Genomic DNA, 26536 nt, shown 5'->3' with positions numbered 1-26536 from the left:
CGCACCGGGTCCAGCGGCGTCGAGCAGGTCGCGCACGCCATCGGCTACGGCTCGTCGGCGGCCTTCAGCCGGGCGTTCACGTCGCAGCACGGCGTCTCACCCCAGGCCTGGCGCGCCGACCCGGGCTCGACGTCAGGCGCGCGCGTCACGCAGCGCCGCGAACACGACGCCGCCCCCGGCCGCGAGCCCGGCCCCCAGGGCGAGAGCCGTCACGACTCCGTGCGCGTCGACGAGCGCGCCTCCTGACGCCGCCCCCAGGGTGATGGCGACCTGGAACGCCGTCACCTGCAGTGCCACGGCCGACTCGGCGTGCTCCGGCTCGACCCGCGTCACCCAGAGCTGGGTCGCGACGGGCACGGCGTTGAACGCCAGACCCCAGACGAAGATGCCGAGCGCCAGCACCGGGACCGTGGTCGCCTGCGCGGTGACCAGCAGGCTCGCGGCGAGCAGGACCGGCGCGACGGCGGCGACGACCCGCAGGTGCGCGGCGAACCGCCCGGCGGTCAGGTTGCCGACGAGCCCGCCCGCGCCCCAGAGCAGCAGCAGCCAGGTGGTGGCGCCGGGGTCGACCTCGTCGATCGCGAGCCGGATGAACGGGTAGGCGGCGAAGTTGCCGAACGCCACGAGCATCACCGCGCCGATCCCGGCCATCAGGTGCCGGTTGGCGAGGGCGCGGCGCAGCATCGCGAACCCGGCGCCCGGGCTGGCCGGCACCGACGGCAGCATCCGGGCCAGGACGAGCGCGCTGACCAGCGACAGCCCGGCCGCGAGGGCGAAGACCGAGCGCCACCCGATGGCGTCACCCAGCAGCGAGCCGAGCGGTACGCCGACGATCGTGGCCCCGGTGACGCCGAGGGCGATCGAGGTGGCGACGACGTGGTCGCGGCCCGGCGAGGCGACGGTGCCGGCTCCGAACGCGAACGACCAGTAGCCGGCGATCGCGATGCCGAGCACCAGCCGTCCGAGGAGCAGGAGCAGGAAGCTCGGGGCCAGCGCGACGGCGAGGTTGGCGACCGCGGCGACGACGAGCAGGCCGACGAGGACGGTGCGGCGGTCGGTCCTCGGCAGCAGCACCGCGATGCTGGGCGCGGTGAACGCCCCGGCGATCGCGGTCGCGGCGACGGCCAGGCCCGCCGTGCCCTCGCTGACGCCGACGTCGGCCGCCAACGACGGCAGCACCCCGGCCGGCAGGAACTCGCTCGACACGAGCACCGCGATGCCGGCGGCGAGCGCGAGGATCGGGCCGAGACCGCCCTCACGGCGGCCGGTCGCGAGGTCCGTCGGGGTCGTCGGGGTCGTGCTCGAGGTGGGCGCGGGGTCGGAGGTCGTGGTCACCCCACCAGCCTGCGATCGGCCGGCGGCACCGGCTTGATCGGATGTCGCGCGCGCATGATCGTTCGGCCAGCGTCGCCGCCCTCTAGGTTGGCCACGTGCACTACGTCGGGATCGACCTCGCCTGGGGCGAGCGGAAGCCCACCGGGGTGGCCGTCATCGACGCCGACGCGCGTCTTCTCCACGTGGGCGCGGTGCTCACCGACGACGAGATCGAGGCCGCGCTGGCGGCGTACGACGGTCCCTGCCTGGTGGCGATGGACGCGCCGCTGGTGGTCAAGAACGCGACCGGGTCGCGGCCCGCCGAGCAGGCGCTCAGCAAGGACTTCCGGCGCTTCGACGCCGGCACCCACCCCTCCAACACGGGGAAACCGGAGTTCGCCAACGGCACTCGCGCGGCCCGCGTCGCCAAGCGGCTCGGCCTCGACATCGACCCGCGGTCCGGGCGCGCGCGACGGGCCATCGAGGTCTATCCCCACCCGGCGACGATCGTGCTGTTCGGGCTCGAGAAGGTCCTGCGCTACAAGGCCAAGCCGGGTCGCGACCTCGAGCTGCTCCGCGGCGAGCTGCTCGCGCTGATGGGCCACGTCGAGGGCCTGGTCGCGACCGACGAGACCTGGCAGGTCCTCCGCACGACGGTCGCCACCGCCACGCAGAAGGCTCAGCTGCGTCGCGTCGAGGACCAGGTCGACGCCGTGCTGTGCGCCTACCTCGCGCTCTTCGCCGACACCCGCCCCGACGAGGTGACCCGCTACGGCGACCTCGAGACCGGCTACATCGTCACGCCGTCGCTGGGGACCGAGCCGGTCGCGCGCCCGCACACCGAGGTCGTCGCCGAGGCCGTGCGCACCTACGGTGCCCGGCACGCCGACCTCACCCGGATCGGGCGCGAGGCCGTCGACCTGGTGCGCGGCATCCTCGACGAGGCCGGCATCAACTACCTCTCCGTCACCGGCCGCACCAAGACCGTCGCGTCGTTCGCCGAGAAGGCCGCGCGCACCGCCGCCGGCCAGCCGCTCTACGACGACCCGATCGCCCAGCTGACCGACCAGGTCGGCGTCCGCGTCATCACCTACGTCTCCGGCGATGTCACCGCCGTCGCCGACGTGCTCGCCGAGCAGGTGACCGTCACCGACGACCGCGACCTCGGCCAGGAGACGGCGATGGAGGGACGGTTCGGCTACGCCAGCCGGCACCTGCTGCTCGATCTCGACCAGGAGCACGGCGGCCAGCTGGTGCAGGTGCAGATCCGCACCGTGCTGCAGCACGCGTGGGCCGAGTTCGAGCACGACATCCGCTACAAGGGCACGGTCCCCGACGAGCACGCGCGCGAGTTCGACCGCCGCTTCACCCTCGCCGCCGGGCTGCTCGAGCTGGCCGACCGCGAGTTCGGCGAGATCCGCGACCGGCTGCGCGGCGTGGCGCCCGAGGTCACCTCCGAGGCCCCCGCCGACGACGACCCGCGCCTCGACCCCCGTGAGCTCGCGGCCTTCCTCGCCGGCCAGTACTCCGACGCCGAGTGGTCACGCGCCGAGCACTACGGCTGGATCGCCGGCCTCCTGCTCGAGCTCGGCGTCACGTCGCTCGAGGAGCTCGGTGGGGTCCTGCGCGACGCCGACGAGCCGCTGATCGCCGAGCGGATGGACTACCGACACCCGCCCGGCGCCGTACGCCGCCTCGACGACGCGCTGCTCCAGGTCTTCGGCGAGCGCTACGTCGCCCTGCACTCCAACGGCCACCGGCGGCCGCTGCTCGAGCAGCGGCTCGGGCGGCTGCGCGGTCAGGCGGGGATGGCGGGGTCGGTCGCGCCCGCGGGCGGACCCTCGTAGGCGCACGCGGTGAGCGTGAACGCCTTGAAGCGCTGGAAGTCCGGTGCCGACTGGTTGGCCTCGACGTAGTCCTCGGCCGGGAGCTCGGCGTAGTAGCGGATCGCGTCGAGCAGCACCCGGGTCTCGTCGGACGGCTTGTCGTCGGCGAGGTCCTCGGCCAGCGGGAGGGCCTCCTCGAACTTGGCGATCGTGCCCTCCAGGTCGCCGACGTTGAACGCGTCGACGCCCTCGCGCACCAGGCCGCAGACGTCGGTGCCGGCGAGGTCGACCGCGTCGGTCTCGCCCCCCTTGTCGGTCGGAGCCGGCGAGAAGGGCCGGGCATCGCTGGCGGTGTCGTCACCGGGTCCGTCGGAGTCGGACCCCGAGCACGCCGCGAGCCCGAGCAGGAGGACGAGCGCCACGAGACCCTTCATCCCGCCGACTGTACGTCGACGCCCACGGCATCCACCCCGAAGCCGAGTCGGCGCAGAGTTCAAGTGAGAAGAGCGCGAGTCGGCGCAGGGACTGAGCAGCAACGCCGACTCGCGTGAATCTGACTTCAACTCTGCGCCGACTCGGCGGGTCGTCTGCTCCCCGGGTCGTCGACTCGCGTCAGGCGACGGCGTCGGCTGCGGTGGCGGCGAGGGCCTCGACCGCGGTGGTGTCGAGGTCGGGGGTGGTGATGATGGTCAGCAGGTGGCCGCCGGAGGCGACGACGGCGAGGGTCAGCGTCTCGCCGGTGAGCCGCGCCGCCCGGTCGCCGGCGGCGACGTCGGCCTCCTCGACCTCGGTGTCGACGGCGAGGCCGCGGTTGACCTCGAGCACGTAGTCGAAGGCGTCGGCCAGCCCGCGGTCGCCGATGTCCTCGGGCCGCTGGGCCGCGACGGTGAACGTCGAGAGCGTCGCCGAGTCGCCGCCGTAGGTGTAGGTGCACTGCGGCGTCTCGGAGTCGGACGCCTCGGCCTGCGAGACCTCGGTGCCGAGGGCGAGGGTGGCGGCGGCCGGGGTCAGGGCGGCGCAGACCTCGTCGCCGGTCAGGGTCACCAGGGGGTCGTCGCCGAGGTCGACCGGCTCGGGCGTGGGGGTGTCGGTGGTGGGCTCGGTGGTGGGCTGGCTGGTGGGCTGGCTGGTGGGCTCGGTCGACACGGTGTCGGCGACGTCGACCTGGTCGGCGGCGACGGGCTCGTCGTCCGAGCCGCAGGCGGTGAGCGCGGCGAGCAGGACCAGGACGACGAGGGACCTCACGCCTCGCACGCTAGCCCTGCCAGGGCGGGGCGACGCCCCAGCCCCACCGCGGGACCGGCGCGTGCTCGGTGAGGTCGTCGGCCCCGGGACGGCTGTTGTGCATGGCGATCCTCGTGCCCCACTCGAGGTAGCCGATGATCGCGGCGCGGAACTCCGGGTCGTCGGGCAGCCGCGCGTCGTCGGCGGCGAGGCTCATCGTCGAGGCGAAGCGGTGGCGCTGCTCCGGGGAGATGTCGAGACCGCGGTGGTGGTCGAGCATCGACTCGTAGCCGCCGAGCTCGTCGGCGTAGCGGGTCGGCCCGCCGAGCACTTCCGCCCACCACGCGGCCACGTGGTCGCGGTGGTGCTCCGAGACCCCGCCCGGGAAGAACCCGGAGAGCAGCCCGTCGGCCTCGACCCGGTCGTAGAACGCGTCGATGAGGCGTCGTAGGGCATCGCTGCCGCCGGCCCATTCGAAGAGCGTGGGCAGGCCGGGTTCGTCGACTCCCATGAGCGGCAGCGTACGCCGCGACGTAGGTTGGCGGGGTGACTCCGACCGACCTGCTGACCGACGCCTTCGGGCGCGTCCACGAGAGCACGCAGGCCGTGCTCGACGGCCTCACCGACGACCAGCTGCGCCACCGCCCCGGACCCGAGGCCAACCCGATCGGCTGGCTGGTCTGGCACCTCGCCCGCGTCCAGGACGACCACGTCGCCGACGTCGGCGGGCACGACCAGGTCTACGACGGCTACGTGGCGCGCTTCGACCTGCCCTACGACGCCGCGGCGATCGGCTACGGCCAGAGCAGCGACGACGTGGCGGCGTTCGCGGCATCGGCCGAGCTGCTGGCGGACTACGCCGCGGCCGTCCACGACCGCACGGTCGCCTACCTCGGCACCCTCGGCGCCGACGACCTCGACCGGGTCGTCGACGACCGCTGGGACCCGCCGGTCACCCTGGGCGCGCGGCTGGTCAGCGTCGTCAACGACGACACGCAGCACGTCGGCCAGGCGGCCTACGTCCGCGGGCTGCTGGGCCTCTAGACCGTCCGTCGGCCGGGTGACCTGGCCGGCGGTCGGGGTGGGCGGTGTGTGAGCCACCGTTCGGCGTGGGTTGGTCGGTGTGTTCGGTGGCTGACTCACCGCCCGTCGGGGTCGGTCGGTGTGGGCGGTTTGTGAGCCACCGTTCGGGGCGACGTCGGCACCGTCTTCGGTGGCTGACTCACCGCTCATCGGGGTCGGTCGGTGTGGGCGGTGTGTGAGCCACCTTTTCGCCAGCCAGCAGCCGCGCGCGGCAGGTCAGTCGAGGCAGTACGTCCTGACCTCGGCCACGCCCTCGACGGTGCCGCCGACCTCGGCGTAGGAGTCGGTGAACTGGCCGGCCGTGGTCGCGTCGCGGAAGAGCAGCGAGGCGACCAGGTCACCGTCGGCGACGTCGACCGAGTCGGTCACGCCGTCGAGGCAGCCCGTGTCGGAGATGCCGGCGGTGAAGGCGAACTTCTGCGCGAGCTCGACCTGGTCCGCGAGCTCGGCCTGGCTGCCGGTGGCCAGCACCACGGCCGTGTAGGTGCCGCCCTGCTGCGGGGCCTGGACGTCGACCGGGAAGATCGGTCCGACCTGGTCCTCGTCGATGCCGGCGTGGAGGTCCTCGTCGTACGCGTCCGCCGGTGCCGACGTGGTGGCGTCGGCGGAGACGGGCTTCGCGTCGGCGGCGTCGTCGCCGTCCGTGTCGCTGCAGCCCGTGAGGGCGAGGACGCCGAGCAGGGCGGGAGTGGCGACGAGCAGGGCGGCGGTGCGCTTCGTACGCATGGGAGGACCTCCGGAGCAGGGGGCGCGCCCTCGTGGCGCGCTCACCAGGGAGATGCGGGGCGGTTGCCGAAAGTTGCGCCGTCGTCGGGCAGGGCCCTACCAGGGGCTGGGTTCGAAGTCCTTGAGGAAGTGGCCGTGCAGGTCCTCGCCGGCCTCGCCGCGGACGACGGGGTCGTAGACGCGGGCGGCCCCGTCGACCAGGTCGAGCGGCGCGTGCCAGCCCTCGGCGGCGATCCGCAGCTTCTCGTGGTGGGGGCGCTCGTCGGTGATCCAGCCGGTGTCGACGGCGTTCATCAGGATCCGGTCGGTCTCGAACATCTCGCCCGCCGAGGTGCGCGTCATCATGTTGAGCGCGGCCTTGGCCATGTTGGTGTGCGGGTGCCCAGGACCCTTGTAGCGCCGGGAGAACTGGCCCTCCATCGCCGACACGTTGACCACGTGCGAGCGCCCCGACGGCGCCGCGAGGGCGGCCGCGGCCAGGGCCGGCCGGAGCCGGGAGACCAGCAGGAACGGGGCGACCGAGTTGCAGAGCTGCACCTCCAGCAGCTCGAGCGGATCGACCTCGTCGACGGTCTGGGTCCAGGAGTTGCTGGTGACGACGTCGGGCAGCAGCCCGCCCGCGTCGACCGCGGAGCCGTCGAGGTGGGCCTCGAGCGAGGCGTGCCCGGCCCGCAGGGCCAGTGCGGTCAGGGACGCCGCGGTGTGGGCGGCGCGCGCCTGCTCGAGCGACTCGCCCTCGTGGTGGGCGACCGGCGCGGCGGCCAGGGCCCCGGAGATGGAGGCCGGGTGCAGCTCGGAGATGCGGTCGAACATGACCATCTCGGGCAGCGGTACGCCGTCGGGCAGCGGCTCGCGCTCGGCCTCGACGAGCGGCGCGTAGGAGCCGGGCTGGCGGCGTACGGTCTGGCAGGCGTTGTTGACCAGCACGTCGAGCGGCCCGGCCGCGGCCACGTCGTCGGCGAGCGCGACGACCTGGGTCGGGTCGCGCAGGTCGATGCCGACGATCTTGAGCCGGTGGATCCAGTCGGCGCTGTCGGCCAGACCCGAGTAGCGGCGCGCGGCGTCGTGGGGGAAGCGCGTGGTGAGGGTGAGGTGGGCGCCGTCGCGGAGGAGCCGGAGCGCGATGTACATGCCGATCTTCGCGCGGCCGCCGGTCAGCAGCGCACGGCGTCCGGTGAGGTCGGTGCCCTGGTCGCGCTTGGCGTGCGACAGGGCGGCGCACGACGGGCACAGCCAGTGGTAGAAGGCGTCGACGAGCGTGTAGTCGTCCTTGCAGATGTAGCAGCCGCGCGGGTTGACCAGCTCGCCGGCGAACTGCCGGCCGCCGTCGGCCGCACTCGACGTCAGCAGCAGCCCCTCGGTCTCGTCGTCGATCCGCAGCGGGCTCCCGGTCGCGGTCGCCTCGGTGACCGAGCGGTCGTGCGCGAGCTCGGCGGCCCGCTTGGAGAGCTTGCGGTCGCGCTTGATCGCCTTGTACATGTGCGACGCCGCCCGCTTGACCGCCACGTGGTCGGGGTCGTCCTCGGGCACCGTGTGCAGCATCCCGAGGACGCGCAGCGTCGTCTCGAGGTCGTCGGGGTGGATCACCGGCCAAGCCTAGGTGGTGGGGCTACAGCTGGGCGGAGGGCCGGGTGACCCGGTAGCGCACGAACGACGGTACGACGAGCGCGGCGACGACCACGCCCACCACGACCAGCACGCCACCCCCCGCTGCCGCGGCCGCGGTGCCCACCGAGGCGGCCGCCGCGCCGTGCGCGACGTCGGCGACGCGCGGGCCGCCCGCGACGACCACGATGAAGATGCCCTGGAGCCGCCCGCGGACCTCGTCGGAGGCGGCAGCCTGGAGCATCGAGGAGCGGAAGGCGGCCGAGGCCATGTCGGCCGCGCCGCCGACCACGAGCATCAGCACGGCGACGATAAGCATGGCGTGCCGCAGCGAGTCGTACTCGCCGCCGAGGCCGACCGCGACGCCGAAGCCGATCATCGACAGGCCCCACAGCACGATGCAGAGGACGACGGCGCGGCCCTGGGCCGAGACCCGCGAGACCCAGCCGGAGAACACGCCGCCGATGACCGAGCCCGCGGGGATGGCCGCGAAGAGGAGGGCGAACGCGAGGCCGCCCTCGGGGTTGCCGGCGAAGCTCTTGTCGGCGATCTCGGGGAACAGGGCGCGCGGCATGCCGAAGACCATCGCGATGATGTCGACGACGAACGACATCATCAGCACCGGCTGGGTCCTGAGGTAGGTGAAGCCCTCGACCACCGAGCGCAGGCCCGGCGCCTTGGCGATGGCGCCCTCGATCTTGAGCGGGGGCAGCCTGATGACCGCCGACAGCGTGGCGACCAGGGTGATCGTGTCGATGAGGTAGAGCCACTCGAGCCCGAACACCGGGATCAGCGCGCCGGCCACGAGCGGCCCGGCGATGCCGCCGGCCATGAAGACCGTCATGTTGAGCGAGTTGGCGGCGGGCAGCAGCTCGGGCTCGAGCAGGCGCGGCAGCACCGCCGAGCGGGTCGGCTGGTTGACGCCGAAGAACGCCTGCTGCACCGAGAACAGGCAGAGCAGCACCCACACGTTGGTGTTGCCGGTCGCGGCCTGCACCCAGAACAGCGCGCTCGTGACGATGAGCCCGGCCGTCGTGCAGACGAGGATGGTGCGCCGGTCGAAGACGTCGGCGAGCGCGCCACCCCACAGACCGAAGACCACGAGCGGCACGAGACCGAAGACGCCGGTGAGCCCGACGTAGGCCGACGACCCGGTGTCGCTGTAGATCTGCGCCGGTACGGCGACGACCGTCAGCTGGGCGCCGATGACGGTGATGATGTTGGCGACCCAGAGCCGCCGGAAGTGGTCGTTCTGGAGCGGGCGCGTGTCCGCGACGAGACCCCGCAGGCGGCTCACTCGGGCTGCGAGGTCGGGTCGGGCACGCCGGGCTCGACGGGCACGATCCCGGCCCGGTGTCTCTGGGCGAGCTCGCGGTAGTAGACCGGGTTGGTCTCGACCCAGAACTCCGACGACGTGCCGCCGATCGGCTTGGTCGGCTTGCACGGGATGCCGGCCGCGACCATGCCGCCGGGCAGCACGGTGCCGGGCGTGACGACCGACCCGGCCGCGACGAGGGTGCCGGGGCCGACGACGGAGCCGTCGAGCAGGGTGCTGCCGTTGCCGACGAGCGCCTTCTCCTCGACGGCCTTGCCGTGGACGACGCAGCCGTGGCCGACGGTGGCGTCGGGCCCGACCTCGAGGGTCTCGCCCGGTGCGGCGTGCAGCACGGAGTTGTCCTGGATGTTGGAGCCGGCCCGGACGACGATCGTGCAGATGTCGCCGCGGAGGACCGCGCCGTACCAGATGCTCGCGCCGGCCTCGACGGTCACGTCGCCGATGAGGGTGGCGGTCGCGGCGACGAACGCCTCAGGGTGCACGACGGGGCGCTTGCCCTCGAACTCGAACAGGTTCACCGGCTCATTGTGGTCCGTGCCCTTTCGGGCACGGTTGACGGGCTGCCGATGCGCGTGTGGCGGCCGCGGTCCTACCGTGAGCAGATGGCCGACCGGGCCCGGCGCAAGCCGCCCTCCCGCGTGCCCGACCAGGAGGAGACGGCCGGGCCCCCCCGGCGCGCGCCGATCGACCCGATCGCGATGATGCAGCGCCAGGTCGGCAACCGGGTGGTGGGCCAGCTCGTCCAGGCCATGACGGTGCAGCGGGTCAAGGAGGGCGACGGCCCCACCCCCGAGGTCGGCCACGTCCAGCAGCAGCTCAACGTGGTCGGGGCCGTCCCTCGCCTCGCGATCACCGGACGGTTCGACGACGCGACGACGGCCGCCGCGAAGTCGTTCCAGAGGAAGCTGATCGCCGAGGGCGTCAAGGGCGTGACGGAGAACGGCGTCGTCGACGGCGTCACCCACGACCAGCTCGGGACGCGGGCGCCGGTGGTGGAGATCAGCAAGCGCAAGGTGGTCGTCGCCGGGCCCGGGCAGAGCCAGGCCGACCTCGACAACCCGGCCCTGGGTACCCACGCGGCGCTCAAGGTGAAGGACCGCGGCGTTGCCGTCAAGGAGCTGCAGGAGCGGCTCAACAACAGCGGCAAGGCCGGCAAGGCGCTGACGGTCGACGGCCGGTTCGGTCCCCTGACCGACGGCGCGCTCAAGCTCTTCCAGACCTCGGTCCCGCTCCCGGCCACCGGGATCGCCGACCCCACCACCTGGGCCAAGCTCGAGACCGCCGGTGCCGCGACGCAGGGCCACGTCGAGTTCGACTGGCACGAGGAGGTCGAGGGGGTCAAGAACGTCGGGACCACGGCGTCGTACGACTGGAAGCTGTCCAAGACCGCGCTGACCATCTCCCTCGGGATCGCCTTCCACAAGAAGTCGGCAGGGGTCGACGGCCGGATCAGCCAGTGGCTGGCCGACATCAAGGAGATCTGGAGCACCTTCAAGGCGGTCAACCAGGACGACCCCAAGAAGCTGAGCATGGACATCGACTTCGAGGCCAAGCGCGGCGCCGGCCACGACGTCGACGTCCACCACCACGACCCCAAGGCCAAGACCAAGGCCCAGAAGGCGGCGAGCCGCTCCAACTCGGGCACCTGGTACACCGTCGACGAGCGCCGCTCGATGGCTCCGCACGAGTTCGGCCACCTGATCGGCCTGGCCGACGAGTACAACCGCACCGAGGAGCACTACCGCCAGGTGACCGGTGAGGAGCCCAACGTCGGCGCGTTCGCCGGCTCGGAGGCGGACGCCACCAAGATGGCCGCCGACATCAAGGCCCGGCTCCCGCTCGACGACGTGGTCGCCGCGCCGGTCAAGGCGTCCAACGACGAGCGCTGGGGCGCCAAGCTCGCTGCGGTCGTCGCGCCGCTCAGCCAGGGCGCGTTCTCCCGGTTCGTCGCCCAGCAGTACGCCAAGGCCAACGGCGGCGCCTCGGTCTACGCCGACATCCAGGCCGCGTTCGCCGCCGTCAGCGTCCCGGGGTTCCAGGGCAACCTGTCGGCGAGCGTGACGCCGTTCCTCTACTCCAACAACGGCCTGATGGGCAACATGGTCACGACGCCCGAGAAGGGTGGCGGTGGTGCGGCCGCCGGCGCGCACGAGCACCCGATCGAGCCGCGCCACGTCCAGCCGTTCGTCAACATCCTGGCCCGCGAGTGGGCCCTGCAGAACGGCAAGGCCGACAAGTGGACCCCGGAGCGACGATGATCCGGTTCACCCGCACCGAGCCCGGACGCCCGCCGCGCACGGCCGGCCTCGAGGTCGACGACGCCGGCGAGGTCGTCGGCTGGGAGACGGCGGGCGACCGGGTCGGCCGCTTCGGCCGGACGCTGCTCGCCGACGAGCTCGAGGCGCTCCGTGGGGCGGTCGAGACCGCGGCCGCCGCGGCGCCGGGCGACCTGGAGGTCGCGGCGCCCGGTGGGGCCGGCGCCTCCGAGCAGGTCAACGCGGACGGCGTCGGGGTCTTCCTGGACGCCGGGGCCGAGCCGCCGGCGCTCGCGGCCGACCTCGTCGCGCTGCTGCGCGAGCTGCACGTCGACCTGCTCGGCCACCCCGTCGCCGCGCTCGAGCTCCACGTGTCTGGCTCCCCGACGGACCCGGGCACCGCGGCGCTGCGGCACCTGGGCGAAGAGGCCCTCGTCGTACGGACGGGCGGCGCGAGCGCCCGGGCGAGCGTCTTCGACGCCGGGAGCGCCGTCGTCGACCAGTCGGCGACGACGGTCGAGGTCGACGTCGACGGCCCGGTCGACCCCGGCTGGACCCACCCCCTCTCCGGACTCGAGGTCGGCGCACCCGTGGCCGGCGGCTTCCGGACGGTCAAGGTCGACGGCGTGGCCGTCGACGTCGACGGCAGCGGCGTGCCGCGGCCGGTCGAGCTGGTGTGGATGGACGGTGACGACGGTGACGACGACTGAGACGACTGAGACGACGACTGAGACGGCTCGCCGCGGCAAGACCATCGGGTCGGTGCTCGGCACGGGCGGCACCGTCGCGCCGGCCGAGCGGCTCTCGCGGTCGAGCCTCTGGCAGCGGCAGCGGGACTTCTACGACCAGGACGCCGAGGGGCTCTGGGGCTCGGGCGCGGTCCCGCACCACATCACCGGCAACCCGGCGATCGCCCACACCTACGCCCGCCTGGCGCTGGAGTTCCTGCGGTCGGTGCCGTCGTCGTACGACGACCGGCCCCACGTCGTCGAGATCGGTGGCGGGTCGGGCCGGTTCGCCTACCTCTTCGTGCGCCACCTCCGCGCCCTCGCCCCGACGCGCCCGTTCACCTACGTGCTCACCGACTTCGCGCCGGAGCGCGTCGCCGCCTGGGCCGCGTGCCCGGCGTACCGGCCGATGGTGGAGGACGGGTTCCTCGACTTCGCCGTCCTGGACGCCGACGACCTGCGGGCCACCGAGCTCGTGGTCTCGGGCCGCCCGCTCGGCCCCGGCTCGCTGGGTGGGCCGGTGGTCGGGATCGCCAACTACGTGTTCGACAGCCTGCGGGCCGACGCCTACCTGGTGCGCTCGGGCGAGCTGCTGGAGGTGCGCGCCGAGGTGCCGACCGATCTGCGGGTCGACGGCATCGGCTGGGAGTCGGCCCCGTGCGGGGCGCTCCCCGACGACCTCGGCCCGATCCTGGAGCACTACCGCGACACGCTCGACGACACGGCCGTCCTCGTCCCCACCGGCGCCCTGGCCTGCCTCGACCTGCTCGACGCGCTCAGCAACGCGCCGAGCTGCGCCCTGGTCGCCGACAAGGGCCACGCGACCGCGCTCGAGCTGTGCTCCCAGCCCGAGCCGGCCGTGGTGCTGCACGGCAGCGGCTTCTCGTTGATGGTCAACTTCGACCTCGTCGCCGAGCACACGCGCCGTCTCGGCGGCGTCGCCGTGCTGCCCCGCGACCCGGCGCACAGCCTCGTCGTCGCGGCCTTCGTGCGCGGCGCGGTCGACGACCCTGCGGGTCTCGCCGCGGCGCTGCAGGACCACCTGGTCGACACCGGGCCCGACAACGCCTTCCTGGTCCGCCCGCTGCTGGGCGCCGCCCGGTCGGTCGAGACGGCGCTGGCCTGCCTGCGGCTGGCCCACTTCGACCCCGTCCTGCTCGTCGAGCTGCTGCCGCTGCTCCTCGAGACGCTGCCGGACCTGCCCGACCAGCGCCGCAGCGAGGTGGAGCGGGTGCTGCTGCGGGTCTGGGACAACTGGTTCCCCATCGGGGAGCCGACCGACCTGGCGCTCTGCGTCGGGCTGGCCCTCTCGGCGATGGACCGGTTCGCCCGGGCCGTCGACTTCCTCGAGATCTCCGTCAAGGAGCACCCCGACAGCGCGCCCGCGGCCTTCGCGATGGGCGTCGCCCGGCGCGGCCTGCGCGACCTGCACGCCGCCCACCAGTGGGCCGAGCGGGCGCTCGAGCTCGAGCCGGGCTTCGCCCAGGCCCGTGCCCTGCGGGCGGTCGTCGCCGACGAGATGGTCGCGCCCTGATGTTCGAGCAGACCCTGCGCTTCCTCACCGACGACGGCTGGCCCGTCGCCCCCGGCGAGCACGACGGCCTGCCGTGCATCGACACCCACTTCCTCGGCACCGACGCCGAGTGGGACTGCCGGGCCCGGCCCTACGACCCGTTCGGGCAGCTCGCGTTCGAGTCGGTGCTGCCGTTCGTCGTGGCGCCCGAGCACCGCCCGGCCGTCACCGAGCTCGTCGTACGCACCAACTGGCGGCTGCTCACCGGCGCCTTCCAGCTCGACCTCGACACCGGCGACGCGGTCTTCCGCACGATGCTCTTCCTCTCCCACGGCGCCGAGCCCACCGACGGGCTGCTGCGCGGGCTGGTCTACGGCAACGTCCTCACCGTCGACCGGTGCCTGGCCGAGCTGGCCGGCGTCGCCGCCGGCGGTGAGCCGGCCGGCGCCCTCGCCCGGCTGGCGCTCTGACCGCTCCGGGCTACCAGGACGACGTACGGGCACGTGCGACCAGGAACCAGACCGGTACGACGAACACCAGCCACAGCTGCATCGTCGGGTCGATCTCCTCGGTGCCGAGGCGGCCGCCCTCGTCGTTCTGGTTGGTCAGCACCCAGAGGACGAACGCCGCGACCAGGGTCGCGCCGGCCGCGCCCAGCATCAGCCCGCCCGGCCAGGCGTCCCGCGTCGCGACCCACCACCGCACCGAGGCGGCGCTCACCACGAGCCCGACGACCACCACCAGCGCGGCGACCGTGATCGCCGTCGTCGGGCCGGTCTCGCCGGGGTCGAGGACCACCCCGAGGAGCGTGGCCTGCTCGGCCGCGCCGTCGATCTCGTCGAGGGCCTCCCCGGCCCCCGTGCCGTAGCGGAACATCGGCAGCACCAGCGCCACCACCGCCAGCGCGGTCGGCACCGCCAGCGAGGCCAGCGCGCCGAGCCGACCGACCTCCTCCTCCAGCCAGAGCTGTCGCCTCTCCACCGTCTCGGCCATGTCGGTCCCCGTTCGTGTGTCGTGCCGTGGTCGTGCCCGTGGTCGTGGTCGTCCGACGGCAGGCTTCCCCGATGAGTTCCCTGGTCACACCCGGTCTGTGCTCCTACCCTCGTCCCACCGCCCCCCAGGAGACCGACATGTCGTTCCAGGCCTACCTCGACAACGCCGAGAAGAAGTCCGGCAGGACCCCGCAGGAGATCGTCGACCTCGCCCACGCGCAGGGCTTCGGGGCCGACACCTTGGCCGGCCCGATCCTCGCCTGGCTGGCCGACGAGCTCGAGATCGGCCGCGGCCACGGCATGGCGCTGGTCCACGTGATCAAGAACGGTCCCGAGATCAGCGCCAAGCACGTCGGTACGACGGGCTCGCACCGCGACGAGTCCGCCCTGCTCCGCCTCGACGGGCTCGCGAACCGATGAGCGAGACCGCGCTCGACCTGACCTTCACCGAGGTCCTGCGGCGCAGCGACGCCAAGGGCGGCTGGACCTACGTCGTCTGGCCCGAGTCGGTCGCCACCTTCGGCACCAAGGGCCGGGTCAAGGTCCGCGGCACCGTCGACGGCGTGGCGTTCGAGTCGTCGTTCATGGCGCTGGGCGACGGCACCCACAAGCTCCCTGTCGCCGGTGCCCTGCGCGTCGACTCCGGCAAGGAGGCCGGTGACGAGGTCCTCATCCACCTGACGGCACGACTCGCCATCCATGGCGGCGCCGGCGCCGCCCAGGCCGCACCCTGACGGCACCGCAGGTGCTTGAGATGCGCCGAGCATGCCGACGCACCCGCGGGCACCGCCAGGGCACGACCTGGACGACGCCTGCATCCGCCAGCGATGGCGAGTCGTGCCGTCGTGCCAGGCTGGGGTAGTGGCCGCCCTTCCCCATCCCCGCCCCAGCCAGCGCACCAAGCCCGGCCCCGGCCAGGAGTCCTGCTGGGACTACCCCCGACCGCCCGCGCTCGAGGTGTCCTCCGAGACGGTCGAGATCGTCGTCGGCGGCGAGGTCGTCGCCTCCACCACGCACTCGTGGCGGGTGCTCGAGACGAGCCACCCCCCGACCTACTACCTCCCGCGCGACGCCTTCGTCGCCGGCGCCCTGCGCGAGGCCGCGGGCTCCTCGCACTGCGAGTGGAAGGGCGCGGCGTCCTACTACGACGTCGTCGGCGGCGGCCAGGTCGCCCCGCGCGCCGGCTGGACCTACCTGGCACCCACCCCCCGCTTCGCCGACCTCGCGGGCGCGGTCTCGGTGATGCCCGGCCAGGTCGACCGCTGCCTCGTCGACGGCGAGGTCGTGCAGGCGCAGGCCGGCGGCTTCTACGGCGGCTGGATCACGTCGCGCGTCGTCGGACCGTTCAAGGGGGAGCCCGGCACCTGGGGCTGGTGACGGTCCGCGGACGAAGTCCGTGGGCCGTCGAGGGTCGTCGAGCATCCGGGTCGCCGACCGAGCTTGCTCGGGCGCGAACCGGTGTCGAGACCTGGTGAGGTCAAGCCACCCGATCACGGTGTGGGCCTCGTGACCCAGGTGGCACCCTGGACCCATGGCTCACCTGTACCAAGCGACGATCACTCCGACCAAGCTCGAGATGCTGGCGGCGTGGGCGCCGCACCGCCCGTGGTACGCCGGCTCGGGCACGCCGACCGTGCTCGGCGCCTACCGCTTCGACGACCCCGCCGGCGAGGTCGGCATCGAGACGTTCCTGGTCCAGGCCGGTGACGGGCCGGTGCTGCACGTGCCGGTCACCTACCGCGGCGCGCCGCTGGCCGGCGCCGAGGATGCGCTGGTGACCGAGATGCAGCACAGCGTGCTGGGGCCGCGGTGGGTCTACGACGGCTGCGCAGACCCGGCGTACGCCGCCGCGCTGGCCACCACGATCCTGAGGGGCGGGCGCGAGGCGACCATGCAGGTCGAGGTCGACGGCGAGCTCACGACCCGCGAGACGACCACGTTCGTCAACGGCAGCGGGCTGGCTGGGGCGCCCGTCCCGGAGATCACCACGGTCGAGCGCCACGAGGTCCCCGGCTGCACGGTCATCGAGGCCGGCGGCCTCGAGCTCACCGTCTGCCGCGTGGTCTCGCCGCCGTCGACGCTCGACACCACGGGCACCCGCACGCTCGTCGGCCGGTGGCCCAACAACAGCACGCCGACGCTGCTCGCGCTGGCTCGCTGAGGGCTGACGGCGGGCGGGTCACTCGATCCCGGCGGCCTCGTCGAGCTCCTGGAGCAGGGAGTGCGCGGCGAGCTCGACCTTCTTGTGCCGCCACTCCGAGGCGCGATAGACGCACGCGATCAAACCGGAGCGGTGCACGCGCCGGAAGTCACCGTAGACGAACGCGAAGCGCGCCTTGGTCTCGTCGTTGGCGCCCTCGGTGAGCCCGAGGTGCCAGGCGCCGTAGTCGTCCCAGCTGTGCCGCTCGAGGTAGCCGTTCTGCACGTCGGCCGACGGCTGGACGTCGCCCCAGTCGCTGTCGAGCACGTACTGGCGCTTGGCGATCAGGTCGCGGGCCCGCTCGACGGCGGGGTCGTTGACGGCGTACCGAGCCATGGCCGGCCCCCTAGCCCCGGCCGGCTGGCGGCACGGGCTGGTCGTCGTCGCGCGGTCCGAAGATGCAGACCGACTCGATGCCGTCGTCGTCGATGCCCCAGGCCTGCATCTGGGCGCGGGAGCGACGCGAGAAGATCCCGCGGAACAGCTCGTAGGGCTCGACCGTGCCGACCAGGTCGGGGGCCTTCATCGGCGCCACCATGTCGAGGACCGGTGTCCACAGGTGGTCGGGCAGCCGGCCGTGCCCGAGTGCCTCGTGGAGGTCGGCGTGGTGGACGGCGATGTCCCAGACGATGGCCGGGCGCGGGTTGTCGACGGTCGAGTGCGCCACCGCGTCGGCGTTGGTCTCGAGCTCCTCGACCAGCGCGCCGACCGGGAGGTGGGCGCGCTCGCCGACGTGGCGGGCGGTCCACTCGGGTGACGGGGCGTCGTCCATCCGGCCGGTCACGGAGTCGGCGGCGCCGCCCGCGAGGTGGGCGAGGAGGTCGCGCACGGTCCAGGCGGGCGTGCCCGGCACGGTGCTCGCGAGCTGCTCGTCGGAGAGGTCGCCGGCGAGGGCACCCACCGCCGCCACGTGGTCGCGGTAGAGCACGGCCCAGTCGGTCATGGGCCGACGCTACTCAGCCACCGGGTCCGATCGCGATAGAAAGATCCGAGAAGTTTTCCCGGAGCTGTCGTAGGGCCGTCGCCTCGTTCGTGGAAGGGGTGTGAGGCAGCCACCCGGGCCGCCGACCCAGATCACGAGGAGCACGTCATGCCGCAGTACTTCCTGGCCGTCAACCACGACGAGGCAAGCGACGCCGAAATGGCCACCAAGACCATGGAGGACTTCCAGCCCATCATCGAGGCCGTCGACGCCTTCAACACCGCGCTGCGGGAGTCCGGCGCGTGGGTCTTCGCCGGCGGGCTGCAGGACCGCGAGTCCAGCACCGTCGTCGACGCCACCGGCGACTCGCCGATCGTCACCGACGGCCCGTTCTCGGAGTCGAAGGAGTACCTCGGCGGCTTCTGGATCATCGAGGCCGCCGACCTCGACGCCGCGCTCGACTGGGCCACGAAGGGCTCGCAGGCCTGCGCCGGCAAGGTCGAGGTCCGTCCCTTCCAGCTCGAGCCCGAGGCCTGAGGCGCCTGGCGTCGGGGGACCGCGTGGACGTGGTCGAGCGGGTCTACCGCGAGGAGTTCGGCCGGGTGGTCGCCTCACTGACCCGGCGCTTCGGCAGCATCGACGTCGCCGAGGACGCCGCGGGCGAGGCGCTCCTGGTCGCGCTCGAGAAGTGGCCGGTGGACGGCGTGCCCCCCAACCCGGGGGCGTGGCTCACCACCACCGCCGCGCGCAAGGCCATCGACAAGATCCGCCGCGAGTCCCACCGCGACGCCAAGCACCAGGCGGCGCTCATGATCGAGGACGACACACCCCACGAGCCCACCGGACCGGTCGAGGACGACCGGCTGCGGATGGTCTTCACCTGCTGCCACCCCGCCCTCGCCCCCGAGGCGCGCGTGGCGCTCACGCTGCGGCTGCTCGGCGGCCTGACCGTCGCCGAGATCGCCCAGGCGTTCCTCGTGCCCGAGACGACGATGGCCCAGCGCATCACCCGCGCCAAGAAGAAGATCGCCGGCGCCGGCATCCCCTACCGCGTGCCGTCGCTCGAGGACCTGCCCGAGCGGGTCGCGGGCGTGCTGGCCGTCGTCTACCTGGTCTTCAACGAGGGCTACCTGTCGTCGGCGGAGGGTACGTCGGTCCGCGACGACCTGACGACCGAGGCGATCCGGCTCGGCCGCATCCTGCGGGCGTTGCTGCCCCAGGTCCCCGAGGTCACCGGGCTGCTCGCGCTGATGCTGCTCACCGAGGCCCGCCGCCCCGCGCGGATCTCGGCCGATGGCACGCTCGTGCCGCTGCCCGAGCAGGACCGGGGCGCGTGGTCGCGTCCTCTCATCCAGGAGGGCCACGCGCTGGTCCGGGAGTGCCTGGCGACGAACCGGCCCGGCCGCTACCAGCTGATGGCCGCGATCAACGCCGTCCACACCGACGCCCGCGCCGCCGCCGACACCGACTGGTCGCAGATCGCGGCGCTCTACGGCCAGCTGGCCGCGATCGACCCCAGCCCGATCGTCGAGCTCAACCGTGCGGTCGCCGTCGCAGAGCTCGACGGCCCCGAGGTCGGGCTGGCCCTCGTCGACCGGCTCAACGGGTCGCTGTCGGGCTACCACCCCTTCCACGCCACCCGCGCCGACCTGCTGCGCCGCCTCGGCCGCTCGGCGGAGTCGCGCTCGGCGTACGACGCCGCGCTGGCGCTCATCGACAATCCCGCCGAGACCGCCTACCTCACCCGCCGTCGCGACCAGCTCGCCCTCGGGTGACGCCGCGATAGTCCCCGACAAACGGGATTCTGGACTGACTCAAGAATCCCGTCGGTGGGGGACTATCGCGCGAAGTGGCTGGCGTAGGAGGTCGTGCCGACGGCGATCGAGTAGGTCTCGTAGTAGTCGGTGACGCCGCGACGCTGGGCCTCGCGGTGGCGGGGGTGGTCGCGCCAGCGGCGGTGGGACGCCTCGTCGACGAACGTCACGATGGTCGCGCGCTCCCCGTCGTCGGCGACGAACGTCTTGGTCTCGACGAACCCGGGCATCTCGCGGGCGAGCGCGGCGACGACGGCGAGCTCGTCGGCGTACGCCGTCCGGGCGGCTGGGTCGTCCCGCAGCCGGTTGCGGAAGACGGTGACCACCTGGCCGATCGAGGGAGGGATGCGCTCCATGGGGCCATTCTCCCCGTCTTCTAGGCTGGAGCGGTGACCCCCGAGACCCTCGAGCCGCTGACCCTGCCCGCCGACCCGGACGCCTGGGACGAGTGGGTGCGGACCCGCGCCGAGACCGGCCTGGCCCGCGCCGCCGAGATCGTGACCGGCCTGCGCGAGGACCCGCCGACGGGGGACTCGGCGGCGATCGAGGTGCTGCGCCGCTGGGACGAGATGTCGCTCCAGCTCGGCAACGTGGCGTCGATGGGGTCGCTGTTCGGCAACGTGCACCCCGACGAGGCCGTCCGCACCACGGCCGAGAAGGCCGAGCAGGACGTGAGCCGCGTGAGCACCGAGCTGTCGCTCGACCGCGGTCTGTTCGAGCTGTTCGCCGGGCTGTCCGAGGAGGGCCTCGACGACCACGCGAGCCGCCTGCTGACCAAGGTGCGCCGCGACTTCACCCGGGCCGGCGTGGACCGCGACGACGAGACCCGCGCCCGGATCACCGCGATCCAGGAGCGGATGACCGAGATCGACCAGGAGTTCAGCAAGGCCGTCCGTGACGACGTGCGCACGATCCGGGTCGCGCCCGAGCGCCTCGACGGGCTGCCGGGCGACTGGCTCGAGGCCCACCCGGCCGACGACGACGGCCTCGTCACCGTCACGACCGACTACCCCGACGCCGTGCCGGTGCGGCAGTTCTGCCACGACGCCGACGTACGTCGCGACATGCTCGACGCCTTCCTCAACCGCGGCTACCCGGCCACCGAGCCGCTCCTCAAGGAGCTCTTCGACCTGCGCCACGAGCTGGCGACCCTGGTCGGCTTCGACGACTGGGCGGCCTACGACGCGCAGGTCAAGATGATCGGCGAGGGCCCGGCGATCCCGGAGTTCATCGACCGGATCGCGGCCGCCGCCGAGGAGCCGATGGCGCGCGACCTCGCGACGCTGCTCGCGCGCTACCGCCAGGACCAGCCCGACGCAGAGCGCGTCACCGGCGCCGACGCGCCCTACTACGAGGAGCTCGTGCGCAAGGAGCAGATGCGCGTCGACTCCCAGCAGGTGCGCACCTACTTCGCCTTCGACAAGGTCCGCACCGGGCTGCTCGCGGTCACCGGCAAGCTGTTCGGGCTGCGCTACGACGAGGTCCCCGACGCCCCGGTCTGGCACGCCGACGTGACGGCCTACGACGTCGTCGACGCCGACTCGGGCGACGGCCTCGGCCGGATCTACCTCGACCTCCACCCCCGTGACGGCAAGTTCAAGCACGCCGCGCAGTTCACCCTCACCGACGGCGTCGCCGGCGCGCAGCTGCCCGAGGGCGTGCTGGTCTGCAACTTCAGCCGCGGGCTGATGGAGCACGACCACGTGGTGACGCTGTTCCACGAGTTCGGCCACCTGGTGCACCACACGCTCGGCGGGCACGTGCCGTGGGCGCGGTTCGCCGGCGTCGCGACCGAGTGGGACTTCGTCGAGGCGCCCAGCCAGATGCTCGAGGAGTGGGCCTGGGACCCGTCAGTCCTCGGCTCGTTCGCCACCGACGAGAGCGGTGCGCCGATCCCGGCCGACCTGGTCGAGGCGATGCGCGCCAGCGACGACTTCGGCAAGGGCGCCGGTGCGCGCACCCAGATGTTCTACGCCTCGATGTCGTACTGGTTCCACGTCGAGCGCCCCGCCGACCTCACGACCCGGATGATCGAGCTGCAGGAGAAGTACTCCGCCTGGCCCTACCTCGAGGGCTCCCACATGTACGCCTCGTTCGGCCACCTCGGCGGCTACTCCTCGGCCTACTACACCTACATGTGGTCGCTGGTCATCGCCAAGGACCTGTTCTCGGCCTTCGACACCGACGACCTCTTCGCACCTGAGGTCGCGCGGCGCTACCGCGACCGGGTGCTGGCGCCCGGTGGGACCAAGGACGCTGCCGACCTGGTCGCCGACTTCCTGGGTCGGCCGTACACGTTCGACGCCTACGCCGCGTGGCTGGCCGGCTGAGCCCGCGCGGCGCCGGGCTCAAGTCGGCCCCGTGAGATGCCGACGAACTAGATGGACGCGACCCCCGTACGATCCGCCTAGGTAGGCTCCATGACGCAGGATGTGGCCCCGTGCCCACCCCCGGCGATGCCGGTGCTGACGCCCGACATGGACTTCGACGCTGCCTCGCACCTGGTGCTCCAGTACCTCGAGGCCCACGTGCCCATGGCGCTGTGGGCGGTGACCCGCGTCGAGAACGAGCGCCAGACCTTCATCCAGCTGAACGCCACCGACGCGTACGCCGTGCAGCGCGGTGGCTCCGTCACGTGGCAGGACAGCTACTGCTACCAGATGGTGTCCGGGCTCGGACCCACCGTGGCGCCCGACGCGCAGTCGGTGCCCGCCTATGCCGCATCCACGTTCAACGACACCTTCACCGTCGGTGCCTACGCCGGCTCGCCCATCCACGAGCCCTCGGGATCCGTCTTCGGCGTCCTCTGCGGCGTCGACCCCACACGCAAGAGCCTCGACGGCGAGCTGTCCCAGGCCGCACCGCTGCTGGCGCTGCTCGGCCAGCTCCTCAGCATGGTGCTCGCCGCCGACCGCACGCGCGACGAGTCGGCGTACGCGGTGTTCGAGGCGACCCTGGCCGCCGAGACCGACGCGCTGACCGGGCTGTTCAACCTGCGCGCCTGGCAGCGGATCCTCGCTGAGGAGCAGGAGCGCTTCGACCGCTTCGCCGACCCCACGGTGGCCGTGGTGCTCGACCTCGACCTGCTCAAGACGGTCAACGACACCCAGGGCCACGAAGCCGGAGACCGCTACATCCAGCTCGCTGCTTCTGCGTTGTCCGGGTCGGTCAAGGACCGCGACGTCGTCGCGCGCCTGGGCGGGGACGAGTTCGCGGTGCTGCTGCGCGGCTGCACCGAGGCGGAGGCCGTCCACGTGGTCGACCGCATCTATGCCGCTCTTGCTGACGTCGGAGTCGCTGGGTCGATCGGCTGGGCGCCGATCTCGGTGCTCCGGGGGTTCCCGGACGCGTTGGCGCAGGCTGATGCGGCCATGTACGCGGCCAAAGCTGTGCGTCGGGAGGCTCGGCTGGCTGGGTCCGTGTAGGACGTGTCCGGTCACGGGTCAGCTGGTACCTGTGCGCCACTCGTGCGGCGTCATGCCGTACTCGGTCCTGAAGACCCGGCTGAAGTGCGAGGGATCGGCAAATCCCCACCGCGCGCTGACCGTCGCGATCGCGACGTGTCGCCGTCGGCCGTCACGCAGCTCGCGACGGCAGGCCTCGAGTCTCTGTCGACGGATGGTGTCAGCCAGCCGGATGTCGGCCTGCGCCATGACCTTGTAGAGCTGGCGCACGGAGACGTGGTGCGCGGCGGCGATGGTCTCCGCGCTCAGGTCGCGATCGCCCAGGTGGTCGGCGACGTAGCGCTGGATACGGAACGCGAGTGACTGGTCCAGGGGCTCACGCGCGAGGTCCTCGTCCTCCACGTGTGCGGCCACCAGCGCGCGAACCAGCTCGAGTGCGGGAGCGACCACCAGCTCCGCCGCCCGCGGCCGGTCGAGGACGTCGCCGCGGCCGAGGGATGCCAGGAAGGGCGTGACCACCGAGGCCAGCGGGTTGTTGTCGGGACCGATGCGAGCGCCGAGGACCTGGTCCAGGGTCCCCTGCGGGAGGGCCAGAGCGGAGCGGGCGACCTGGAAGTAGTGCAGCTCGGTGAGTCCCGGGTTGGTGATCGAGTAGGGGCTGGTCGTCTCGTAGATCGTCACGTCGCCGGGGCGGAGCGTCGTCTGCCGGTCGCCCTGCGAGATGCGCGAGCTCCCCACACCTTGCACTGCGACGAACACGGACGGCTCGTGGTCCGATCTCGCCTGACGCGCCGTGCGCCACAACGCGTTGTCGGAGGATCGCGCCGAGTTGAAGTTGAGCGGACCCGCGGTGGCCAGCCTGCAGTGGAGGTCGATCCGGTCGGCGGGACGGTCCCACCGGATCTCCACCGGGAGGACGCCGGAGCAGATGGCCTCGTGGATCATGGCCTCGCGATCGATGACGGGCATGTCGTCGGAGTTCAACACGACGCTCATGACCGACCTCCGATGCTGGAGCTGTTGCTGGGCAGGAGCCTAGAGCGACGGCGGCCCGGTGTCCCGACCTCCGTGCACAGCCAGCACAGGACCATGCACGCGCAGACCGTCTGGGTCCCGGCCCGGCTCCTACGTTGGCCAGCATTCCCGACGAGAGGCGCACCCGATGTCCGACAGCACCACGACCCCCAAACCGGCCGAGCTCGCCGAGGTGGAGCGCGCCAACGCCTCCGGGAAGCAGCCGGTGGTGCTCGTCCACGGACTCTGGCTCCTCGACTCGAGCTGGGACAGGTGGGCGGCGTTCTTCGAGGACGCCGGCTACACGGCCGTGACCCCCGGCTGGCCCGACGACCCGGAGAGCATCGAGGACGCCCGCTCCCACCCCGACGTCTTCGCCGGCAAGAGCGTCGGTGACGTCGCGGCCTACCAGCAGGCGATCATCGAGCGGCTCGACCGGAAGCCGGCGATCATCGGCCACTCCTTCGGAGGCGTCCTGGTGCAGATCCTCGCCGGACGAGGGCTGTCGGCCGCGACCTGCGCCATCTCGCCGGCGCCCTCACGGGGAGTCCTTCCGCTGCCTGTCAACGCGCTGAAGGCAGCCGCACCGGTCTTGGCGAACCCGGCCAACCGCGCCCGGGCCATCACCCTGACCTGCGACCAGTTCCGGTTCGGCTTCGCGAGCTCGGTCGACGAGCAGGAGGCCAAGGAGCTCTACGAGCAGTTCCACGTCGCCGGCTCGGGTATCCCGCTGTTCCAGGCCGCCTTCGCCAACGTCAACCCCGGCAGCGAGGTGAAGGCCAGGAAGAAGGGCGAGGACCGCGGACCGATGCTGGTCCTGGTGGGGGAGGAGGACCACCAGGCGCCGCCGGCGATCGCCCGCGCGACCTACAAGAAGCAGGCCAAGAACCAACACTCGGTGACCGAGTTCGCCGAGGTCCCGGGGCGAGGACACTCGATCACGATCGACTCAGGCTGGCAGGAGGTCGCCCAGACCTGTCTGGACTTCTTCCGCAAGGTCGGGGTCTGAGCGGGGTAGCTTCCCGAGGCGCGGCCAGCGTGGACCTGCCCTCTGCGTGAGGTGTCCCGGTCGGTGAACCGCCCCTTGCTCGCCCTTGGTGCTGCACCGCTCTGCAGGGCAACGGTGGGAGTGTCCGTGTGCCACACGGCGCCAGGGTCGGGCTCTCACGACTGACTGGCCCGGCACACCGACACCCGCGGCGGTTCTCGGCTGCCCGAGGGCGCCTCGAGCTGCCCACTGCCGGCGGACAGACGCGGGTCGTGCGACTCGCAGAATGGAGACGTCCCCGGTTTGCACCCTGACCCGGTCGGGAAGTGATGGGCATGCAACCCGCGTCCCGGTCCCGCCGTGCCGTCGGCCTGGCCATGGCGATCGGTCTGGTCGTCTCGACGGCGGCGTGCAGCGACGACGAGCCGCCCACGACACCGACGACGCCGACGCCCTCGACTGCGGCGACCGTCATCGAGCCGGCCCCGGCGTTCGAGCCCGGGGCGGCGCAGTGGACCGCCGTGCCCGGGCGGAGGACCGACGTGACCACGGTGAGCGCGACCTCGATCCTGACCTACGAGCTGCGCGGCGGCCCTCGCGCGACGCAGCGCACCACGGCGGTCTACTCCCGCACGACGGGCAAGGAGCTCTGGACCCTCACCGGGTCGCCGTCGCGTCAGATCCCAGGCGGGTACATCTCCTACAGCCTGACTCAGGCCTCCATGGGCACCGGCGGCCGTGACCCGGTGCTGGTGCCCTTCTCCGAGTACACCTGCGACTCCGGGGCGCCCGGGCGTCGGTGCACGGGGGCACGTGAGGAGCACGGCCTAGAGGCCTTCGACCAGTCCACCGGCCGGCCGCTGTGGCGGTGGAGCACCGGCGCCGGCAACCCGATCGTCGTCGTCGCGGCGACCGACGCCGACGCCACCGTCGTGAGCTACGTCGACGACCTCGGCAGGAACCCCCCAGCGCTCGTCGGTCTCGACACGGGCACCGGCGCCGAGCGGTGGCGCACCACCGACGACGAGCCGTACGCAGTGGGACACGGGCGGGTCGTCGTGACCCGGGGGGCGAGCACCGTCGTGCTCGATGAGACCACCGGCGAGGAGACGTGGGTGGGGGCCGATGGACAGGTCCTCCAGGCGATGCTCGACGACGTCCTGCTGGTCTCCGACGAGTCCGGCGACGGCACCGACGTCGTCGACCTGGCGTCGGGAGCCACCGAGCCGTTCGCGACGACGGTGCCGAGCCAGTCTCTCGAGGCAGACCTTCTCGTCTGGTACGACGCTGAAGGTCAGCACACGCTCGCTGACGGTGACCGCGAGCCGGCCACGGTGCCGACGTCGGCGTTCGAGGCCGAGATGGCGGAGTACACCCGGATCGCTACGAGTGACGACTACGTCTTCCACCTCGTCGGTGGGGAGGTCCTTGCGGTCGGTCGGAACGGGAAGGTCGCCGGCACCCACGACGTCGACGTCCCGATCGTGGTCGGGGACGACTACGTGCTCGCGAACGACACCGTCCTCCCCTACTGAAGAGCCCGAGGACCCGCTCGGGGCTCGGGGTCTTCGGCGCCGGCCTGGCGGAGACGG

General features: G+C 72.6%; 30 protein-coding genes. 17 read left to right on the top strand and 13 right to left on the bottom strand.

Going from position 1 to position 26536, the window contains the following annotated elements; translation table 11 throughout:
- Window positions 1–246 (top strand): AraC family transcriptional regulator (locus Q7T52_RS20635; protein WP_370692312.1); only part of this gene is annotated, 246 nt, incomplete at its 5' end.
- Here the strand turns inward: Q7T52_RS20635 and Q7T52_RS09260 are convergent.
- Window positions 133–1335 (bottom strand): MFS transporter, encoded by a 1203-nt coding sequence (locus Q7T52_RS09260; protein ID WP_304801704.1) that lies wholly within the window; start codon window positions 1333–1335, stop codon window positions 133–135. The two genes, Q7T52_RS20635 and Q7T52_RS09260, sit on opposite strands and share 114 nt — an antisense overlap.
- A gap of 95 nt (window positions 1336–1430) precedes the next feature.
- On the opposite strand from Q7T52_RS09260, the gene Q7T52_RS09255 reads away from it, so the two are divergent.
- Window positions 1431–3161: a DUF429 domain-containing protein gene (locus Q7T52_RS09255; RefSeq protein ID WP_304801702.1), complete on the top strand. Its 1731-nt coding sequence runs from the start codon at window positions 1431–1433 to the stop codon at window positions 3159–3161.
- Here the strand turns inward: Q7T52_RS09255 and Q7T52_RS09250 are convergent.
- The 3 genes from Q7T52_RS09250 to Q7T52_RS09240 all read right to left on the bottom strand — a co-directional run bounded on the left by Q7T52_RS09250 (window position 3113) and on the right by Q7T52_RS09240 (window position 4875).
- Window positions 3113–3574, bottom strand: coding sequence for a hypothetical protein (locus tag Q7T52_RS09250; RefSeq protein WP_304801700.1), 462 nt, complete (start codon window positions 3572–3574; stop codon window positions 3113–3115). The two genes, Q7T52_RS09255 and Q7T52_RS09250, sit on opposite strands and share 49 nt — an antisense overlap.
- 178 nt (window positions 3575–3752) lie before the next feature.
- Window positions 3753–4385: a hypothetical protein gene (locus Q7T52_RS09245; RefSeq protein WP_304801698.1), complete on the bottom strand. Its 633-nt coding sequence runs from the start codon at window positions 4383–4385 to the stop codon at window positions 3753–3755.
- Between the two features lie 10 nt (window positions 4386–4395).
- Window positions 4396–4875, bottom strand: a complete 480-nt coding sequence (locus tag Q7T52_RS09240; protein WP_304801695.1) for a group II truncated hemoglobin — start codon at window positions 4873–4875, stop codon at window positions 4396–4398.
- Between the two features lie 35 nt (window positions 4876–4910).
- Between Q7T52_RS09240 and Q7T52_RS09235 the strand changes: the two genes are divergently transcribed.
- Window positions 4911–5408, top strand: a complete 498-nt coding sequence (locus tag Q7T52_RS09235; protein WP_304801693.1) for a DUF664 domain-containing protein — start codon at window positions 4911–4913, stop codon at window positions 5406–5408.
- A 255-nt stretch (window positions 5409–5663) separates the two neighbouring features.
- Here the strand turns inward: Q7T52_RS09235 and Q7T52_RS09230 are convergent, their stop codons facing one another.
- The 4 genes from Q7T52_RS09230 to Q7T52_RS09215 all read right to left on the bottom strand — a co-directional run bounded on the left by Q7T52_RS09230 (window position 5664) and on the right by Q7T52_RS09215 (window position 9632).
- Window positions 5664–6173: a hypothetical protein gene (locus Q7T52_RS09230; protein ID WP_304801691.1), complete on the bottom strand. Its 510-nt coding sequence runs from the start codon at window positions 6171–6173 to the stop codon at window positions 5664–5666.
- A 96-nt stretch (window positions 6174–6269) separates the two neighbouring features.
- Window positions 6270–7760, bottom strand: a complete 1491-nt coding sequence (locus Q7T52_RS09225; RefSeq protein ID WP_304801689.1) for an SDR family NAD(P)-dependent oxidoreductase — start codon at window positions 7758–7760, stop codon at window positions 6270–6272.
- A 22-nt stretch (window positions 7761–7782) separates the two neighbouring features.
- Window positions 7783–9075 carry an MFS transporter gene (locus tag Q7T52_RS09220; protein ID WP_304801687.1) on the bottom strand — a complete coding sequence of 431 codons (1293 nt, stop codon included), beginning with the start codon at window positions 9073–9075 and terminating at the stop codon, window positions 7783–7785.
- Window positions 9072–9632 carry a gamma carbonic anhydrase family protein gene (locus tag Q7T52_RS09215; protein WP_304801685.1) on the bottom strand — a complete coding sequence of 187 codons (561 nt, stop codon included), beginning with the start codon at window positions 9630–9632 and terminating at the stop codon, window positions 9072–9074. The genes Q7T52_RS09220 and Q7T52_RS09215 overlap by 4 nt, the downstream gene beginning before the upstream one ends.
- A gap of 84 nt (window positions 9633–9716) precedes the next feature.
- Between Q7T52_RS09215 and Q7T52_RS09210 the strand changes: the two genes are divergently transcribed.
- Genes Q7T52_RS09210 through Q7T52_RS09195 form a run of 4 tightly spaced genes read left to right on the top strand, consistent with a single transcriptional unit; the run spans window position 9717 to window position 14080 of the window.
- Window positions 9717–11372, top strand: a complete 1656-nt coding sequence (locus Q7T52_RS09210) for a peptidoglycan-binding protein (RefSeq protein WP_304801683.1) — start codon at window positions 9717–9719, stop codon at window positions 11370–11372.
- Entirely contained in the window at window positions 11351–12079 is a 729-nt protein-coding gene (locus tag Q7T52_RS09205; RefSeq protein WP_304801681.1) for a hypothetical protein, read from the top strand. Before Q7T52_RS09210 ends, Q7T52_RS09205 begins: the two co-directional genes overlap by 22 nt.
- Window positions 12066–13631, top strand: coding sequence for a hypothetical protein (locus Q7T52_RS09200; RefSeq protein ID WP_304801679.1), 1566 nt, complete (start codon window positions 12066–12068; stop codon window positions 13629–13631). Before Q7T52_RS09205 ends, Q7T52_RS09200 begins: the two co-directional genes overlap by 14 nt.
- Complete coding sequence (locus tag Q7T52_RS09195) at window positions 13631–14080, top strand: YbjN domain-containing protein (protein WP_304801677.1); 450 nt, start codon at window positions 13631–13633, stop codon at window positions 14078–14080. Before Q7T52_RS09200 ends, Q7T52_RS09195 begins: the two co-directional genes overlap by 1 nt.
- 10 nt (window positions 14081–14090) lie before the next feature.
- Here Q7T52_RS09195 and Q7T52_RS09190 read toward each other — a convergent pair whose 3' ends face one another.
- Window positions 14091–14603 (bottom strand): hypothetical protein, encoded by a 513-nt coding sequence (locus Q7T52_RS09190; RefSeq protein WP_304801675.1) that lies wholly within the window; start codon window positions 14601–14603, stop codon window positions 14091–14093.
- A gap of 71 nt (window positions 14604–14674) precedes the next feature.
- Here Q7T52_RS09190 and Q7T52_RS09185 point away from each other — a divergent pair, with 71 nt between their 5' ends.
- The 4 genes from Q7T52_RS09185 (at window position 14675) to Q7T52_RS09170 (ending at window position 16763) form a co-directional block, all read left to right on the top strand.
- Window positions 14675–15022, top strand: a complete 348-nt coding sequence (locus Q7T52_RS09185; RefSeq protein ID WP_304801673.1) for a DUF4287 domain-containing protein — start codon at window positions 14675–14677, stop codon at window positions 15020–15022.
- Window positions 15019–15336, top strand: coding sequence for a DUF1905 domain-containing protein (locus Q7T52_RS09180; protein ID WP_304801671.1), 318 nt, complete (start codon window positions 15019–15021; stop codon window positions 15334–15336). The genes Q7T52_RS09185 and Q7T52_RS09180 overlap by 4 nt, the downstream gene beginning before the upstream one ends.
- 127 nt (window positions 15337–15463) lie before the next feature.
- Window positions 15464–15979 carry a DUF427 domain-containing protein gene (locus Q7T52_RS09175; RefSeq protein ID WP_304801670.1) on the top strand — a complete coding sequence of 172 codons (516 nt, stop codon included), beginning with the start codon at window positions 15464–15466 and terminating at the stop codon, window positions 15977–15979.
- Between the two features lie 154 nt (window positions 15980–16133).
- Window positions 16134–16763 (top strand): hypothetical protein, encoded by a 630-nt coding sequence (locus Q7T52_RS09170; RefSeq protein ID WP_304801668.1) that lies wholly within the window; start codon window positions 16134–16136, stop codon window positions 16761–16763.
- A gap of 18 nt (window positions 16764–16781) precedes the next feature.
- On the opposite strand, the gene Q7T52_RS09165 is transcribed toward Q7T52_RS09170, so the two are convergent.
- On the bottom strand, window positions 16782–17138 hold the full coding sequence (locus Q7T52_RS09165; RefSeq protein WP_304801666.1) for a hypothetical protein: 357 nt from the start codon (window positions 17136–17138) through the stop codon (window positions 16782–16784).
- Between the two features lie 10 nt (window positions 17139–17148).
- A complete protein-coding gene (locus Q7T52_RS09160; protein WP_304801664.1) occupies window positions 17149–17745 on the bottom strand; it encodes a maleylpyruvate isomerase N-terminal domain-containing protein in 597 nt (198 codons plus the stop codon).
- A 147-nt stretch (window positions 17746–17892) separates the two neighbouring features.
- Here Q7T52_RS09160 and Q7T52_RS09155 point away from each other — a divergent pair, with 147 nt between their 5' ends.
- A complete protein-coding gene (locus Q7T52_RS09155) occupies window positions 17893–18261 on the top strand; it encodes a YciI family protein (RefSeq protein WP_304801662.1) in 369 nt (122 codons plus the stop codon).
- 23 nt (window positions 18262–18284) lie between these two features.
- Window positions 18285–19499 (top strand): RNA polymerase sigma factor, encoded by a 1215-nt coding sequence (locus tag Q7T52_RS09150; protein ID WP_304801660.1) that lies wholly within the window; start codon window positions 18285–18287, stop codon window positions 19497–19499.
- Window positions 19500–19561: 62 nt separating this feature from the next.
- Here Q7T52_RS09150 and Q7T52_RS09145 read toward each other — a convergent pair whose 3' ends face one another.
- Entirely contained in the window at window positions 19562–19894 is a 333-nt protein-coding gene (locus Q7T52_RS09145) for an antibiotic biosynthesis monooxygenase (protein WP_304801658.1), read from the bottom strand.
- 33 nt (window positions 19895–19927) lie between these two features.
- On the opposite strand from Q7T52_RS09145, the gene Q7T52_RS09140 reads away from it, so the two are divergent.
- Both Q7T52_RS09140 and Q7T52_RS09135 read left to right on the top strand, forming a co-directional pair.
- Window positions 19928–21868 carry a M3 family metallopeptidase gene (locus tag Q7T52_RS09140; protein WP_304801655.1) on the top strand — a complete coding sequence of 647 codons (1941 nt, stop codon included), beginning with the start codon at window positions 19928–19930 and terminating at the stop codon, window positions 21866–21868.
- Between the two features lie 90 nt (window positions 21869–21958).
- Entirely contained in the window at window positions 21959–22963 is a 1005-nt protein-coding gene (locus Q7T52_RS09135) for a diguanylate cyclase (RefSeq protein ID WP_304801652.1), read from the top strand.
- 18 nt (window positions 22964–22981) lie between these two features.
- Here the strand turns inward: Q7T52_RS09135 and Q7T52_RS09130 are convergent, their stop codons facing one another.
- Window positions 22982–23938 carry a helix-turn-helix domain-containing protein gene (locus Q7T52_RS09130; protein WP_304801650.1) on the bottom strand — a complete coding sequence of 319 codons (957 nt, stop codon included), beginning with the start codon at window positions 23936–23938 and terminating at the stop codon, window positions 22982–22984.
- Window positions 23939–24104: 166 nt separating this feature from the next.
- On the opposite strand from Q7T52_RS09130, the gene Q7T52_RS09125 reads away from it, so the two are divergent.
- Together Q7T52_RS09125 and Q7T52_RS09120 are read left to right on the top strand one after the other, a co-directional pair.
- Complete coding sequence (locus tag Q7T52_RS09125; RefSeq protein WP_304801648.1) at window positions 24105–24965, top strand: alpha/beta hydrolase; 861 nt, start codon at window positions 24105–24107, stop codon at window positions 24963–24965.
- A gap of 314 nt (window positions 24966–25279) precedes the next feature.
- On the top strand, window positions 25280–26479 hold the full coding sequence (locus Q7T52_RS09120) for a PQQ-binding-like beta-propeller repeat protein (protein ID WP_304801646.1): 1200 nt from the start codon (window positions 25280–25282) through the stop codon (window positions 26477–26479).
- Window positions 26480–26536 lie beyond the last annotated feature (57 nt).

This window comes from Nocardioides sp. (assembly GCF_030655615.1).
In the GTDB taxonomy this organism is placed as follows: Bacteria; Actinomycetota; Actinomycetes; order Propionibacteriales; family Nocardioidaceae; genus Nocardioides.
The sequence above is the reverse complement of the archived record's forward strand: the minus strand, read 5'-3'. Positions and strand labels throughout refer to the sequence as shown.